A 16594-nucleotide genomic window follows, 5' to 3' on the forward strand; every position below is an offset into this window, starting at 1 on the left:
CCATGACCACACACCCACAACGAAAATCGAGGACGCACGTGGCCGGGCGCATCGAGGATTACGCACTCATCGGAGACATGCAGACCGCCGCCCTGGTCTGCCGGGACGGCACAGTGGACTGGCTGTGCCTTCCCCGCTTCGATTCGCATGCCGTTTTTGCGGGACTTCTGGGCACCGAGGAGCACGGCTTCTGGCGCCTGGGTCCGGCGCGGGAGGAGGGGGCCGAGCCGCCCTCCGCCGACCGCCGCCGCTACCGCGGGGATTCCCTGATCCTGGAATCGGAGTGGGACACCCCGCGCGGAACGGTCAGGGTGACCGATTTCATGCCGCCGCGTGACGGTGCCCCACAGGTGATCCGGATCGTGGAGGGCATCAGCGGCCGGGTGCCGATGCGCTCCGAGCTGCGCATGCGGTTCAGCTACGGCCGGGTCACCCCCTGGGTGCACAAGGTCGACGGCCGTACGGTCGCCGTCGCGGGCCCGGACTCCGTCTGGCTGGACACCCCCGCCGACACCTATGGCGAGAACCTGACGACGTACTCCGACTTCACGGTCGCACCGGGTGACCGGATCGCGTTCACGATCAGCTGGCAGCCCTCGCACCACGAGCCGCCGGCCCTGCCGGACCCGGAGGGTTCGCTGGACGCGACCGCGGACTTCTGGCGCGAATGGGTCGAGCAGTGCACGTACCACGGGCCCTACCGCGAGGCCGTGGTCCGCTCCCTGATCACCCTCAAGGCCCTGACGTACGCGCCGACCGGCGGCATCGTCGCCGCGCCGACCACCTCCCTGCCCGAGGACATCGGCGGCTCCCGGAACTGGGACTACCGCTACACCTGGCTGCGCGACGCCGCGATCACCCTCTCCTCGCTGCTGCGCACCGGCTACCGCGAGGAGGCCCGCGCCTGGCGCGAGTGGCTGCTGCGGGCCGTCGCCGGCGACCCGGAGAACCTCCAGATCATGTACGGCATCGCGGGCGAGCGCGAGCTGGGCGAGGCCGAGCTGGACTGGCTGCCCGGTTACGAGAACTCGGGCCCGGTCCGGGTCGGCAACGGTGCGGCGGGCCAGCTCCAGCTGGACGTGTACGGCGAGGTCATCGACTTCCTGTCCCTGGCCCGGCAGCCGGATCTGAAACCGCACGTCCCGTCCACCGACCTGTGGCTGCGGCTCGTCAGCCTCCTCCAAGACTGCTGGGACGAGCCGGACGAGGGCATCTGGGAGGTACGGGGGCAGCGCCGCCACTTCGTCCACTCCAAGGTGATGGCCTGGGTCGCCGTCGACCGCACCATCAAGCTCATCGAGTCCGGCGGCGCCTACGTTGCCCCCGGTGTGCTGGAGCGGTGGCGCGAACTTCGCGACGACATCCACCGCGACGTCTGCGAGCGGGGCTACGACCCGGAACGCAACACCTTCACCCAGTCCTACGGCTCGAAGGAACTGGACGCCTCGCTCCTACTGGTCCCCCAGATGGGCTTCCTGCCCCCGGACGACAAGCGCGTGATCGGCACGATCGAGGCGATCCAGCGCGAACTGTCCACCGAGGACGGCTTCGTACTGCGCTACCCCACCTCGGGCGAGGACGCGGGCGTCGACGGCCTGGAGGGCGACGAGGGCGCGTTCCTGGCCTGCTCGTTCTGGCTGGCGGACGACCTGGCGATGATCGGCCGGATCGACGAGGCCCGCCAGCTCTTCGAGCGGCTGCTGTCCCTGCGCAACGACCTGGGCCTGCTCGCGGAGGAGTGGGACTCCCGGCTCCAGCGCCAGGTGGGCAACGTCCCGCAGGCCTTCAGCCATGTGCCGCTGATCGACACGGCACTCGCGATTGCTGTCGCCGATCAACGGCAGCGGGCCGTGAAGGATGCCCTCTCCCAGATGCCGCGCCAACGTATCACTGCAGCTCCCGCAGCTGGTGAGCCGGAATCGGCTGTCCGGTGACCAGGTCGCGCACACTACGCCCCGGTGCCCTCGGCCGTGCTCGCACGAGGCGGGCAGCAACAAGGCTGCCCGAACTCCTTCGCTGGCTCGGTGGGCACGGCGTGACCGCCGTCCTGGGCCCACCACGCCCGGCCCCCTTCTGCTTGATCCAGGAACTCGAGGACCACGGCATGCAGCCACATCCTGACCCCCACCCCGGCCCCGGCCGGACTTCTCGGTACGTGGTGAACCCGCTGGAGGCGCCCGTGGGCGAGTGGGCCCCGTCGACCGCATGCGCTCCCCGGTCCGTGCGCGAACTGCCAGCTGTCACCTGCGCCGGCCCGGAGTCCGTTTCCGCCCCCGTCCGGCAGGTGGGGCTGTGATGTCCGTGCAGGCCGATCCCCCGTGTCTTTCACCTCGCCGCAGGCAAGTGGTGGCACTCACCGCCCTCGGCCTCGACCCCTATGAGATCGCTGACGAACTGGGCATATCCGCCGGCGGCGCGCGCTCCCATCTGCGGGACGCACGAATCTCTGCGGGAACGGTAACCGAGCGCGCACTCACGTACTACGTGCTGGCCGGCAAAGACGTCGATCTGTCCAGGCTGCCCAAGCCGCCGACCGGGCTGCTGGATGAGCTCACCTGCCTGGTGCTGCGCGGACTGCGCTACGACGTGGCCGACAAGGAGCTGGCCACGACCATCGCCCGGGCCAGTGACATGCCCGTAGGTGTCGTCGAGGAGGCGCTGGACAATGTCCGCAGCACCATGGGGCTCAGCGACTGCGGACTGCTCGGTCTCGCGTTCGCGGCGGGCATTCTGTGCGGCCGAGAGGGAGTCAGCCCACCGCCGGGCTCCGTACCGGTGCCTGCCGCACCCGACATCAAGTCAGGCACGTATCAGCCGATTCCGCCTGGCCGGCCCTTCCTGCAACAGTCCCGGCCGCGGCCGGCCCCCCGACCCCGGCCCCTGGTCGCCGACCCCTTGAAGCTCCTGCCCGAAGGCCTGCCGGCCCAGAAGACCGACACCAGACGTCCCTTCAGGTACCTGCGGGGAAGTACTGCCGTCGCCGGGAACGACGTACAGCCGGTGCGAGTGGGCGTTGAGGTGTGCCGGGACGTGCTTCAGCGCCTCCACGACGACAAAGTCCCTCCCCTGCAGTGGGGGCCCGTTCTCGCCAGCAGCGAGGGCCGCTACACGGTCTTCATGCTTCGGCCCGGCTCGCTTCCCGACCAGTGGCGATATGCCGGCAGCCGCGTCCTGCGGCACGGCACCGTGCTGCACCTGCCTCCGCACACCACGACAAGCGGGCCCCTGTACTGGGCGGTGCCACCTGCCGTCTGGTGGAACCCGGACACACTCATGCCACTGATCACTGGGGAAACGCCGCAGCGCACGCGACACGCCAAGGAATGATCCCCCGCAGTGCGTCTTCTGACCAGGTCATACGCCCCTGGCTGACGAACCGCAGAAGCCCCGTCTGAAGCAACCCACGCCAGCGTCCGGCCTGTTCGACACGCAGGCCGCTGAGCCCCATCGATTGATCCGTCCGAGCCGCCTGAACGGAAGACATGTCCGCAATTCCAACCCCGTCTGAGCCCGGCGGAAGGCCAATGAAACCCATGGAGGGCCCGTCCGTGATCCGGGCAGAGAAGCCCGGCATGCCGGGAGACACATACGCGTTCGTTCTGCGGCAGGGAGCGCCAACGTTTCCGGGGGTTCAGCGCGATGACACCTGGGGGTATCCGGTGTTCAGGGGGCGTCGGCTGCCCAAACCTCTGGCACCCTGGGCAGCGCAGACTTTCTCCTGGGAATGGCTGATCCAGGACGTTCTGAACGGACGTCTCGTTCCTCCTCCCGCTGTCCGGGAGCGGCCCGCGTTGCGGCCCCATCAAACCGAACCGGTTCGCCTGATGATGCAGGCGTACCAGGACCGGGCTCCCGGTTTCCTCCTCGCGTATCCGACAGGCTCGGGGAAGACTGCAATGGCCATCTGCGGAGCACTTGGTGTCTCTTCCCTGCGCACCGTCCTCGTGGTGACGAGGCTGGATGTCGTGCCGGCATGGCGCAATCTGATCCGGTACTTCGGCAGCGGCGGGAAGCGGTGGGTGGTGATCCATCCTGAACAGCTGTGGCGGCTGTTCAAGCACCCGCTACACCGTCTCGCCGCTCTGCCGGCGGAGACGGCGGCCGCCTACGCAGCCGCCTCGGGTGTTCCGCGTGTCGTGTTCGACGCGGTAATCCTGGACGAGTCGCACATGCTGGCCGACCCCATGTCTCAGCGCTCGCAGTTGGTTGACCGGCTCACCGCACCTGACCCGAAGACGAAGAGGCGTCCGTGGTGCGTGTGGACCTCCGCGACCCCGTTCTCCTCACCGGTGGAGACGGGGTATGCCAGTGCTCTCATTGCGCATGCCGCAGGAGTTGCTGCACCAGGTCGGCTGGCCAGGGGGGACTACGTGAAATGGCTGGGCCTGCTCGGATTCGAGCTCAACAAGGACAAAGGCCGCTGGACTCACGACCTCAACCGGGGAGACGTGGCGCTGCTGGACAAGTTGCTGTACTCCAGCGGAGTCGGCGCGAGTGCTTCAGCTGAAGAACTGGGACTGCCCATGCAGACAAGGGAGCTGCGGCCGGTCGAGCTGCCGCCCGGCGACCAGAAGATGTACGAGGCGGCCTGGAATGAATTCCAGGCGGCGCACGGCCTGGACACGACGCACGACAACGACCCTCGAGAAGGTGACAACGCAGCTCAGTCCGAGCCATTGCGGAATGTGCAGAAGGCATCGCTCCTCAAGGCCCCGCAGGTGGCGCAGATCGTCGCGGGTCTCGTTGAGGAAGGCTGCCAGGTAGTGGTCCCGGCCTGGTATCTCGACAGCATTTCAGCCATCGCCCGTCACACGGCAGCGGCGCTGAAGGCCCGGGGTCTGCCGGACCGGGTCGTAGAGATCACTGGTGCAGACCGCGCCAACCGGGAACTGAAGCGGCAGGCGTTCCAGGGCGGTCTGGCAACGGTGGCCGTGGTCAACGCTCTTGAAGGCATCAATCTGCAGGCCGGTGAACGCGGTGGCGCCGGTCGCGGAAGGGACGCGACGAAGACACCCAGGGCCTGTGTGATAGCCGATGTTCTGACCGGGGGGAGGCGCACACTGCACGCGGAGGGGCGGACCCAGCGAGACGGGCAGCGCTCACTCACGGTGTACGTGTACGTTCCGGGCACCACGGAGGAAGCGTGGCTGGCCCGGACTCTGCGGGCCGCGGCTGGCACCCAGGCCCTCAAGCGGGCGTCGGAGGATGCCCGTGTGCTGAACGACCTGGCGGCGCAGCTTGTCGCTCCAGATGCCCCCGAGGAGGCCCCGTGACAACAGGGACACCGTCTCCCACGAGTCTGGCGGCGCTCTCCTTCATCGACGTTGCGGACCGGTCGGGATGCGCTGAGCGGCTCTCCTTGTCGGAGGTGCTGGAGAGGGCGGGCGAGGTGCGTCTCACAGCGGCCGATCCTCTGCTGTGGGCGGCGACAGCCCGTCTTCTCGTCACAGTCGCGTATGCAGCAGGATGCAGTCCGTCGGGGTGGCAGGAGTACGGGCACCAGGCCCGCCACGGCATCGACCTGGCACCGGCGGTGCGCTGGGTCTGCGGCCATGCGGCCGACCTGGATCTGTTTCATCCGCGAACGCCACTGTTCCAGGACGGCTCACTGCATGCGGTCGTGGGGCCTGATGCCGGGGTTCCGGTCCAGTACCTGGACCCGGCTGCGGCGATCAGACGGCCTCTCCTGTCCGACCATCGACACCTGCACGTCCGTGAGCCGGTGTCTGCGGCTCGGGCGGCACAGTTGTTGCTGGTCCAGCAGATGTGGTGTCTCGGCGGTCGGATCTCAGCAAGTGAGTCGGTCTACGGGAAAGGGTGCAACTACGGACGTCCCGCGACCGCGTGCGGTGGGCTCGTGATTCAGCCGGACGGGCCGGTGGCACAGATGCTTGCCTGGCGGCTGATCCCTCTGCCCGGCGGCCGGACGGGCACTGCGCACTGGACCTATACCCCCCGCGAGGCGCCTTCGCCGTCCGCGGATGGCGCCGACGGCGAAGGCGGCCTGGTTCCCGACGGCGAGGTGGATGCTCTGACGTGGCATCACCGAAGGATTTTGTTGATACCCCGCCCGGACGGCAGCGTGGAGCGAGCGATGTTTGCCCAGGGCTGGCCGCCCATAGCTGGTGCGAAACACCTCCCGGTCGACATGGCCACAACTGAGGCCGGGCACCGGCTGCACGCAAGATCGGTCACCAGCGAGGAGGATCTGGCGCCCCTGCTGCACAGCTGGTGGACGGCGCCCGAAGGAAGCTGGACACACGCGGCTCGCCAGGCGGCGGCCGCCGGCAGTCCGATACCGGATGTGCGTGTCACTGGGCTGAACGTCCACACGAAAAAGAAGATCGAGAACCTCCGGCACGTCTTCCTGCCCGGCTCCCTGCTCTCAGATCCCCGGGGAAAGCGGGCAGCCGCCACCATCATGCGCGTCCGCCAGCGAACCAAGACAGCTGCTCCCGGCTTCGGTTCCACGCACCTGTCCCAGGAGACCTTCATGAACGCAACAGACCAGGCCCAAGAGCACATGCTGGTCACCAGATCACTGCCTGACCCGACACGCCTGCCCGACCTGCTCGACGAAAGCCTGTTCACCACCGCGGACAGCCCGTTCGACGAACCTGCGGAGAAACTGGATGACCGCGACGATCCGGCCTTCGAACTGACCAGAAAATTTGGTGCCTGGGCCCGTAGCAGTCACACCCGCGATCTCATGGAACATCTGCGCCGCTGGGCCGTCCAGCCATCCCCAAGCAACCCCGCCTACCCGCGAGTGACCAGGCTCGTCCCTGACGAATGGCACTACGCCGGAATGCTGACCGCGAGTCTCTTCGCCACCCACCAACGGCTCCAGCGTTCCGCCGCCACATACGGGCAAGCACCCCTGCCCAGGCTGATGCGCGCCTTTGGCACGCAGAAACGCCTCGGGTCACGGCACCGCCCGACCCGCGCGGCCATGACGCTGATGCTGCGCACCCGCCGCGCCGAGGACCTGAGGCCACTGCTGCTGGGCCAGATCCGCTACGCAGCGGCCCAGCAGATGACTCCGCGCTGGAACAGCCTCATGCACGACTTGGCCGGCTGGGGCCCGGAAATTCAAGAACGGTGGCACGCACAGTTCTACTGCCGGCAGCCGCTCCCGACCTCCCCCGCGAAGCGCTCAAGCCCCACGCGGAACGGAGCCGGCACCGCATGACAGCCCACACCACCGACCTCAGCAGCTGCACCACAGCCGCCGACCAGGACATCACCGATGTCACACGATCCCCCGGCCCCTTCGTCGTGGTGCACTCTCTCACCACCCTGGCAGGAGTAAATCTCAACCGGGACATGAACGATCTGCCGAAAATGATCCCCTACGGCGGCGTCGACCGCATGCGGGTCTCCTCCCAGTCCCTCGTGAGAGCCGCCCGCGAATTTATGCGCACCGACGGAACTCACGACGCCCACAACGCCCTCTCCACACGGCTGTTGCCCACGAAGATCGCCCAGCACCTTGAGGAGGACCATGGCAAAGACCCCGCAGACGCCGTACCCGCCGCAGCGCTCATCGTCACCGCAACCGGCCTGGGTATCAACCTCACCGATCCGGGGAGAACCAGGGCGCTGACCTACGTCCCGGATGACACCGCACTTCGTCTCAGCCGCCTGGTGGCGTCCCACTGGGACAAAATCCGCAACGCTCGGGAGCAGATGGAAGAGCTCATCGCCGACGCGATCTCTCCCCCAGCCACTGCTCAAGACACCCCGGCAAAGAAGGACAGTCCCGCCGCCGCCCTTCCCGGCTCTCTCGTCTCCGCCGCACGGGCAACCCTCGCACCCGGCACCGTGGAGGAGCTGGCGGTCTTCGGCCGCTTCCTCCCCGAAATCCCCTACGGCAGAGTCGACTCCGCCACAGATGTCGCCCACGGTTTCAGCGTCGACCCGCTCCAGTTGTTCAGCGACGACTTCACGGCGAAGGACGACTACCAGGACGGCGGGGTCTTTTCCGGAGCCGGAATGCTCGGCCAGCAGTACCTCGTCTCGGGAACTCTCTACCGGCAGGCAGCGCTCGACCGACGCCAACTGCGGAAAACGTTGGCCCACTCGGGGGAGGACGGCGCAACGGTGGAAGCCCTCGCCCAACGCGCCGAGCGTCGCTGGACCAACGCGGTCGTCCGCAGTCTGCCCTCGTCCAAACGGTCCCGCACCGGATCCCCGCCGCGCCCGATCCTCGCAGTCATCGCGACCTGCGACCAAGCACTCACCGCTGCTCCAGCATTCGAATCGCCGATATCACCGCCGGCTGGCATCGAAGCCGCCCAACGGCTCGCCACTCGCCTTCGTAACGCAGGGCTCCGCGGTGGCGTCGCCCTGTGGAGCGCGCCGGCCGGGGAGCATCCGCCACCACTCCCCGAAGAACTGACAGTGGAGGACTGGTGACATGCCAACTGTGCTGCTTCGCCTGTCCGGCCCCATGCAGGCATACGGGACAAGTTCTCACTGGGAAGAACGCGCCACCCGGTCACGCCCTACCAAGAGCGCAACTGTCGGGCTGATCGCCAACGCCCTCGGCCTCGACCTCAACGCCCCGCTCAACGAACTGGCACAGCTTGTTTTCACCGTGCGCGCGGATCGCCCCGGCATGCAGATGACCGACCAGCAGACCGCCGGCGGCGGCACGTTCCCCGCCAACGCGCCCGGACTGCCAGCACCTGACACGAGCGCCCTGTACGGCGCGCCCCGGGACCCGGTCGCAGCGCGCGACGGTTCACTGCGCACGTCAAGTAAGAAAGGCAGCCGCGGAGCGGTCCTGATCACCAAGCACTACCTGGCGGACGCCGCCTTCCTCGCCGGGCTGAGCTCCGCGAACGAGCAGCTCCTGCGATCCATCGATCACGCGCTTCACCGGCCCGCCCGGCTCCTCTTCCTGGGCCGCCGCTCCTGCCCGCCCGCGTTCCCGGTCGCCCACGGCACCACCCCGCACGGCCCTGACCAGTGGCCCAGCCACGTCCCCCTGCTTCCAGAAGCGACCACGACACGACCCACCGTATGGACAGAGACCCTGCCGTCGGCCGGCGCAGTCCCCAGCCCTGAACAGCCGCCTGCCACCTTCGCACACCGCATGCACGCAACCATGTTCCTACGCACATCGGCTGTCCAGCCTCCCCCGCACCACGCCCTCGACACGGAATGCCCATGATGAACTCAAGCCCTCACGCGTTCACAAGCTGGAGATCTGCCCTGACCCTCGCGCCCAGCCAGCAAGAGGCTTGCGACGATGTGCACCGACTCCACTCCTTGGTTGCCTCCGGCTTCCGGACACCACACCCCTCAACGACCGAACCAATCGTGCGCCCGCCCCATGTCCTGTACGCCGCGCAACGCGGCGCCCCCGTGCGCTACGCGGGCTACCGGACAGCCGCACTGCCCGAACGTGTTCTCGTCCAGTCCCCCACGGTTCCCAACTGGGAACCCCTCGTCATGAAAGGGCACCTCGCCGAGGCACGTACTTTCCCCGTGCACCACGTCCTCGACGTCGATGACGTCATAGACGTCCAGGTGGTAGCCAACCCCATCGTCAGACGCGCCGGACGGCGCGTCGCTCTTGCCACTCCTGAAGAAGGTTCAGCCTGGCTGCGCAGGCACCTCGCCCGCAGCGGCCTGGAAACACATCCTCACCAGGTCGATCCGGGCCAAGGAGTGCGCCTCGCCGGAAAGCACAGACAGACAGGGGGGACGATCACCGCCGTCTACCGGGACATGGCTGCCCGCTGCCGAGTTGTTGCCCCTGACCGCCTTGCCCAGGCACTGTTGCAAGGTATCGGGCCGGCCAAGGCCTACGGGTGCGGACTGCTACGCATCCGGCAGGTAAAATGATCAGCGCTTCGCCAAGGACCCTGGCCTGGGGCAACGGCCCGCGACTATCCCCACACCAGTGGGGTTGCACCGTTCTCCGCGTTAGCCGGCTTTCAGTGGCCTTGGTTTCCTCACAACACGTGGGGCTATGCACACATCAAGTGCCCATGCCGATCTGACCTGACGACCATATCGACCCATCAGATCGGCACGGCACGGTTTTCGCGAACACCACCTACGTGGGCGTCCGACGCAGAAGAGGCTGAAGGTAGTCACCTGCCGAGGCCGCGTCGGCATGGGGCATTCCCGCGCCAGGAACACGACCCCCACTTGCCGTCAGGTTCTTCGCCCCCTAACGCGCCCCCAACCAGCGTTTCAGCGGCGGTATCCGATCAACGATCCCGAACCCAACAAGAGACCGGACCTCATGCAGAACACGACCACGCCGATCCCACCGAGCTCACAACTCGCCACCCAGCACTCGCACACGCCTGAGGCGGCCCCAGAGCTGGTCGCCTTTCTGGCCACGCATCCGGGGCCTCTGGCCGCGGCCGACGCCATCGTCCGCACCACCGACGGGCGCATGCTCATTATCGACCCGCCATACAAAGCCGGATGGGACCTGCCTGGCGGGATGAACGACGACGAGGATCCGGAGGATGGCCTGCTGCGCGAACTCTGTGAAGAGCTCGGGGTGACGGGCGTGCCGCTCGGCCGCCTCCTGGCCGTGGACACGACTCCGGCCTCGGTCTACGGCCGGCCGCTGATCACCTTCATCTACCAATTCACGCTGCCTGAGAACGTACGGACGACGGACGATCTTGCGCTTCAGACTGACGAGATCGATGGTGCTGCCCTTGTCGCGGACGAGGAGGCCCTCGCTCGGTTTCCCGAGCGCCTGCGCAGGCGCGTGGAAGCGGCCCTGGCCGCGGAGGCTGGCTCCTACATCGCCTATCTGCGCGATGGGCGCCGGACCACTCCGTGTAGATGAGTCAGCTCAGACTCCAGCCGCTGGCCCTACGGGCCGGAGTGCTGAACCGTCATCGACGGACACGAAACCCGGCTTGACACCGCCTTCTGAAGCCGCAGGTGACCACGCATTGCACACGTACCGTCTGACGCTGTCCCAAGCCCGCTCGCGACTTTGTCGGCGCGGCAATCTCGGCAGCCTGACACCCCATCTTCAAAGCCTCACCACGCTTCTCCGCATCGCCAACGCGATGGGCGTCAAGTTGAACGTCACTCTCGAAAAGGATCAGAAAACTCTGTGAACGGGATCTACTTCGCAACGACCAATCGCTTCGTCGGATGGCTCGCGTGCCGCGGGCTGTTCCTCATCGCATTATTGCTGCCAGTGGTCGTGGAGATGACGTCACTCAATGACATGCACTGGTTGTTCAGCGTAGGCCAGTGGGGACTTCTGGGGGTGAGTGTGATCCTCCTGACCCTCCATATTGGAGGACACGGCATCGAGCCCACCTGCCCGCGTGCAACGAGGAACCCCGATGTCCTGAAGAAACGCCGCTACAGGCTCGTCCTCGCCTACGCCCGCATTTGGCCCCTCGTCGTCGGCTTTCTCATTCTCTTCATCATTGCCACCCCTGTGTTCATGCCGTACAGGGGAGAGCAGCCAAACAACGCAATCTCGCTCCGCAGGGCCACCATGACCGCGGGTGTGGCGTGGATCAGTCTCAGCCTCCTGGCCGCATACCTCTTCAAAGCCCGGCACGCCGAATTCCTTCCACCCCGTGAGACCTCTGCACGCCCACTGCGCCTCGCACGGCGACTGCGCCTGATCTGCCACCGCAGCCACTGGTTCGTCGTCGGCGCCATCGTCGCCATGGCCTGCGCGGTCGTCTTCGTCCCAGAGCCCAGCCGCTGGAGCAGCATCACCATCTTCGCGTTCTTCCTAGTACTGGCGGCCTTCATCGCGGATTGCCGGCACAGCGGCACCCTGTGCGAGCCGTGCGTCGCTGAGTTCCGGGTCGACGCCCCCGAGTACGCAGCCGCAAAGAGCTGGGTCTTCGCGGTGTGGCACAAGGGCCAACGCTTCGACTGGATCGCCGCTCTCGTCTTTGCCACGGTTCTGTTGTCCTACAGAGGTACACCCATCGCCCCGGCGATCATTCTCGTCATGAACGCACTCTCCGTGGCGCAGACGTTCGTCAACCGTTTCCACCGCATGTACTACCCCTGGTGCCCGTACTGCCACCCGGGTAACGGCGGACACGAGGGAACACAGGCCCCTGACCCCACCGGCGGCCATGGCCAGCCTGTGCCAGCCTGAAGGCGATGGCGCCATTGACCGCCCGAATGAGCGAGGAACCGGGCCTCCATGTGCGGGCCAGACCGCCCTTCCAGCCCCCGGGCCCTTTGTGACGGCAGACGCCGTATCCCACACAGGTCATGTCGCTTTACGCGAGGGTCGAGAACTATGCAGCTGTCCCGTCAACGCGGACGGGCGGAGGGAGGCTGCGCAGGCGCGCGGCCAGTTCGGTCCCCGGACCGTCTGCACCAAGCGCCCGTTCGAGGCGGGTGAGGCGGGTGCGGGCCGTGACCCTGAGCCGCTCGGGTGGGATGAGGTCAAGGACACCCAGTGCACGGTCAGCGGCTTGCCCGGGGGCGTCGCAAGCTTCGGCGAGGGCGAGGACGAGAGTGGCAGCCACCCATCCCGGCGTGTGCTCAGGAGCTGCCGCGATGGACGCGTGGGCGACATCGGCGGCTGGGCCGGATGAGATCCTCACCGGCGGCACCCGCCCGGTCTTCACCGACCTTGGCCTGCACACCGGCACCATCCTCGACCAGCCCGGTGCGCTCGCGGCGACGGCGAGCCTGCGGCGCACCGACCAGGGACCCGCCCAGCGCATCGACCGGATGCACTGGACGCCCGACCTCGCGCTGGCCCTCCTCGGCATCGACGCGCTTGCTCCGGGGTGGGCCGTGAAGCAGACCCCGGTCGGCAAGCAGATCACCTGCACCCTGCCCGCCCCGAACCTCTTGAACGTCTGACATATCTTCCGGCCTGCACAGCGGCCGCCCTCCTCGGGCCGCGCGCCGGGTCGGGGCCGCACGACCGCCCCCGGCGCCCCGGGGATGCACGTGCGGCGGGCACCCCCTCCCCTGAGGGCGGTGCCGTTCGCGGTCCGGCCGTTGCCGCCCCGTTGTCGGCGGCCGGACCGCCCCTCGGAACCATGGCACGACCGGCACCGCCTTCACCCCTGACTGTGCTTGTCCCGGAGGTTTTTGATGGAACCTGCTCCCACCCGCACGACTGGTGTCGATGCCGTCAGCATCCGGACCGGTCACCCGCTGGTCGACACGGTCTCGATGAACACCGACTTGCCAATGCTGGATGCCACCGCGTCCCTTGGCCTCAGCAGAGGACTGTCCGACGTCCGCGCCAGGGCAGACGTCCAGGCGATGCTTGACCTGCTTCAGCAGTGCGGCTACCGCATCGCCTACCCGGTCGCCGCCCCCGGAAGCTGGGGTCGTGCTGCCTCAGGACGCACTGACGGGTCGGGGCCAGCACGATGACAAGCAGAGTCCTCCTCCGGCGCGCCCCGATAATGCCCGCGGTCTCAACGGCCAAGCGGAGGAGACACGACGTACCTGCCCCCGTCACCACATCCCGTCGGAGTCTGTAATGGTCGGTCGCACATTCGAACAGCCGCCAACGCCCTTACCTCTTTCGGTTCGCGTGAGCCCGTCCGCCGCGGGGTCCGTGCCTGCCGTTGTCCCGCCCCGGGGTGGCAGGCGCCGGACGAGCAAGCGGCCCAACCGCTTGCTGGAGGAGGCCGTCCGGCGTTCAGGTTTGCCATACAACGAATTGGCGGCAGCGGTCCGGGAGATGGCGGCGGCTGAGGGCCAGTCCCAGATAGCAACTGATCGGAGCCGAGTGGGGCATTGGATCAACGACGGCGGTCGGCCTCAAGACCCCATCCCCCGATATCTGGCGGCGATTCTCACCAAGGCACTGTCCCTCACCAATCCTCTGACGCCTGCGGATCTCGGCTTCAAGGAACCAGTTCTCACTCAGTTGGGGGCCACGCCCGAGGAGGCACACGCCTACGCTCTGACGGCAACCACCACGGATCTGAGGCCCGGAGACATTGAGGATCTCGATCTGGTCGTGCATCAGTTTGGCGCGCTCTACTCCACCAAAGCCCTGGGCGAGCTATGGGGGGAGGTCGACCGATGCCGCAAGCGTGCCCACAGTCTCCTCACCCACCACCGACACACCCTTCGAGAAGGCCGGGAGCTGACCCGGCTCGCCGGGATGCTTTCGGTCATCCTTGCCTGGATCGCACATGACCTGGGCGAAGACGAACTGACGCGGGCTTACTGCGACGACGCGTGGGCCCAGGGAATCGAGGCCGAGGCACTCGACGTGTGTGCCTGGTCAGAGGACGTACGGTGCACACACGCGCTGTACGCCGGACGCCCCTACGATGCCCTTGCCGCAGCAACGCGAGGGCTGTCCGTGGCGCCGGCGGGGAACCGCGTCGCGCTGCGGCTCACTGCGCAACTGGCTCGCCTCAACGCCCGGCTGAAGAACCGCTCAGCCTTCACCGATGTCATGGCACAAGTCCGCACGCACAGCGACCGGCTGCCGCTGCATCGCAGCGGACTCTTTGATCTCGATGCCGCCGTTCTCGCCTCCTACGAAGCGTCCTCGCTCATATGGCTCGGTGACCACCGGGAAGCGGTCGTCGCCGCCGAGGTGGCGATCGGTCACTACCGGGCGATGCCGCAGCCCCAACTGGCACCGACACGGCTGGCCATCGCCCAACTCGACCTGGCGCTTGCACACACAGCACTCGGCATCCCGGAACAGGCCGTGTCCGCCGCTCGCGAGGCCCTTGGCGGAGGCCGCATCGTGGATTCCGTTCGCCGTCGCAGCGAGCACCTGGAGTACCGGCTGCGCCTGCGCTACCCCGAGCTGCGCGCCGTACGCGATTTCGGTGAAGAACTCCGGGACCAGCTGTCTCGTGACGTGCTGGCGCCCCCTCGCCCCGCATGAGTGGCGCAGCGTGTGGCGCGAGGATCGCCACGCCGTACCCACTGGTGGCGCTGCATCCTCCTGGGGTCAGCTGCTCACGACGTTGGCGCCGAGGAGTCCGGCGCTTTACCTGGCCTTGGTCGATCCGACCGCCGTTCCATGTTCCTAAACCGGGGGATGATCATGGTGGAAAGCAGCTCTGCCGCACCGAGTGAGAGATGGCTCGCGACCGTAGTAAGGCGGGCGTGGGAACACAGCCTGAAAGCTGGCTTCTTCGCCGACGGTGACGACTTCTTTGCTTGTGGCGGGGATTCACTCACAGCTCTCGCAGTGGTGAGTGAGGTCGCCATGGCGACCGGCCTCGACGTGCCCGCGATGTGGCTCTACGAGAACCCCCGACTTGACGACGCTGTGCGGACCCTGGCGGCCGCCGCGGATCGCGGCCTGGCCCGGATCGTTCCGCAGGAGCGGGAGGGGGAACACCCGCTGTCCTTCCAGCAGGAGGGGCTGCTGCGGGTGATGGACCACATCTGCGTCGGCCACCGCTACCAGGTCGCCTATGCCGTCGAGCTCCCGGACGGCATCGACGAAGTACGGCTCGTCGCGGCAGCCACCCGTCTCGCGGGCCGGCACCCGGCCCTGACGTCCCGAATCAGCGGCCGAGGCGTGCTCGCCCGACAGAAAACCGCCGGCACTGCAGGGCTGGAACTGGAGCGGGTCCGTATCTCGCACCCGAACGACGTGGCGGCAGCGACGAGCTGGTGGGCGGCGCCCACGATCGAGCTGGACGGGTCGCTCGCCCGGCTCGGGCTGATCGGTGCTCAGCCTCGGCGTGTTCTGGCGCTGTCCGCACACCAGATGGTCATGGACCCGTGGTCGTGGGGCCTGATCCTGCGCGACCTGGCCGTCCTCTACAACAACCCGGATGCCGAGAGTGCTTCCGCCCTGGCGTACTCCGACTACGCGCGCTGGCAACGTCAGCACCTGTCGGCTGCCGCGCACGAGCACCACCTCGGCTACTGGCGTCGTGCAGCAGATGGATACCCGCCCGGCGGCGTACCGCTGTCCGGCCCGCAAGGCGAAGCCCCTCCCGCAGGGCCGGCCGCGCGATTTCCTCTCGAAGTGCCCGCGCAGGACGCCCGGGCGCTGCACGCCGCCGGGCAGGCGATGAGCGCCTCCCTCTTCGAGATGCTCCTGGCCTTGTTCCATCTCGCCGTCGGGCGGTGGGCAGGAACACGGGACGTCCTGGTGGCGAGCGCTACGGCCAGCCGGACCCGTCCCGGTACCGAGGACGTCGCGGGGTTCTTCGTCAACGGCCGGTTCACGCGCAGCGACCTGACCGGCGCACGGACCCTCGGAGAGCTCACCGAGCACGTCCGGGACCGCTGGCGGGCGGGTGACGCGCACCGCGAGCTGCACCTGGAGAAGGTGCTGTTCGACCTGGGCGTGCCGGACGTGGCGAACGTGAAGTTCTCCCTGAACGCTATCCCGACGCTGACGGCCCCGACGCTGGGCGGTGAGCGGCTGTCCCCCGTCCCGGTGGCGGGGGCGCCCAGTGCCCGGCGGCACGTCAGCGTTGGTCTGTCCCCGGCTGCCGGGGGCGGTCTTACCGGGGCCCTGACGTACCGCACGGACCTGCTCTTCCCCACCCAGGTCCGGACGCTGGCGGAGGAGTTCTTGACGCTGTGCCGCTCCGCCGCCACTGCGCCGTCGAGCGCCCGGATCGCCAGGTAATGCACCGAGCCGCGTCCTCGTGGCGCG

General features: G+C 67.8%; 12 protein-coding genes. All 12 read left to right on the plus strand.

The window, feature by feature from the left end:
• The first annotated feature begins 38 nt into the window (after positions 1-38).
• The 12 genes from ACF08M_RS32120 (at position 39) to ACF08M_RS32175 (ending at position 16567) form a co-directional block, all read left to right on the plus strand.
• The gene (locus ACF08M_RS32120) at positions 39-1934 is read left to right on the plus strand and encodes a glycoside hydrolase family 15 protein (RefSeq protein WP_392188782.1); all 1896 of its coding nucleotides are present in this window, start codon (positions 39-41) and stop codon (positions 1932-1934) included.
• Between the two features lie 361 nt (positions 1935-2295).
• Positions 2296-3327, plus strand: coding sequence for a helix-turn-helix transcriptional regulator (locus ACF08M_RS32125; protein WP_392188783.1), 1032 nt, complete (start codon positions 2296-2298; stop codon positions 3325-3327).
• A 245-nt stretch (positions 3328-3572) separates the two neighbouring features.
• Positions 3573-5273, plus strand: coding sequence for a DEAD/DEAH box helicase family protein (locus ACF08M_RS32130; RefSeq protein WP_392188784.1), 1701 nt, complete (start codon positions 3573-3575; stop codon positions 5271-5273).
• Entirely contained in the window at positions 5270-7192 is a 1923-nt protein-coding gene (locus tag ACF08M_RS32135; RefSeq protein WP_392188785.1) for a type I-E CRISPR-associated protein Cse1/CasA, read from the plus strand. The genes ACF08M_RS32130 and ACF08M_RS32135 overlap by 4 nt, the downstream gene beginning before the upstream one ends.
• Complete coding sequence (locus tag ACF08M_RS32140) at positions 7189-8418, plus strand: type I-E CRISPR-associated protein Cas7/Cse4/CasC (protein WP_392188786.1); 1230 nt, start codon at positions 7189-7191, stop codon at positions 8416-8418. The genes ACF08M_RS32135 and ACF08M_RS32140 overlap by 4 nt, the downstream gene beginning before the upstream one ends.
• Before the next feature lies 1 nt (position 8419).
• On the plus strand, positions 8420-9178 hold the full coding sequence (gene cas5e, locus ACF08M_RS32145; protein ID WP_392188787.1) for a type I-E CRISPR-associated protein Cas5/CasD: 759 nt from the start codon (positions 8420-8422) through the stop codon (positions 9176-9178).
• On the plus strand, positions 9178-9855 hold the full coding sequence (locus ACF08M_RS32150) for a type I-E CRISPR-associated protein Cas6/Cse3/CasE (protein ID WP_392188824.1): 678 nt from the start codon (positions 9178-9180) through the stop codon (positions 9853-9855). The genes cas5e and ACF08M_RS32150 overlap by 1 nt, the downstream gene beginning before the upstream one ends.
• 406 nt (positions 9856-10261) lie before the next feature.
• Positions 10262-10825, plus strand: coding sequence for an NUDIX domain-containing protein (locus tag ACF08M_RS32155; protein ID WP_392188788.1), 564 nt, complete (start codon positions 10262-10264; stop codon positions 10823-10825).
• 276 nt (positions 10826-11101) lie between these two features.
• Positions 11102-12121, plus strand: coding sequence for a hypothetical protein (locus ACF08M_RS32160; protein ID WP_392188789.1), 1020 nt, complete (start codon positions 11102-11104; stop codon positions 12119-12121).
• A gap of 410 nt (positions 12122-12531) precedes the next feature.
• The gene (locus ACF08M_RS32165; RefSeq protein ID WP_392188790.1) at positions 12532-12843 is read left to right on the plus strand and encodes a hypothetical protein; all 312 of its coding nucleotides are present in this window, start codon (positions 12532-12534) and stop codon (positions 12841-12843) included.
• Positions 12844-13615: 772 nt separating this feature from the next.
• The gene (locus ACF08M_RS32170; protein WP_392188791.1) at positions 13616-14854 is read left to right on the plus strand and encodes a hypothetical protein; all 1239 of its coding nucleotides are present in this window, start codon (positions 13616-13618) and stop codon (positions 14852-14854) included.
• 162 nt (positions 14855-15016) lie between these two features.
• Entirely contained in the window at positions 15017-16567 is a 1551-nt protein-coding gene (locus tag ACF08M_RS32175; protein WP_392188792.1) for a condensation domain-containing protein, read from the plus strand.
• The last annotated feature ends 27 nt before the right edge of the window (positions 16568-16594 follow it).

The sequence above is a fragment of the Streptomyces sp. NPDC015032 genome, from assembly GCF_043080425.1.
Classification (GTDB): Bacteria; Actinomycetota; Actinomycetes; order Streptomycetales; family Streptomycetaceae; genus Streptomyces.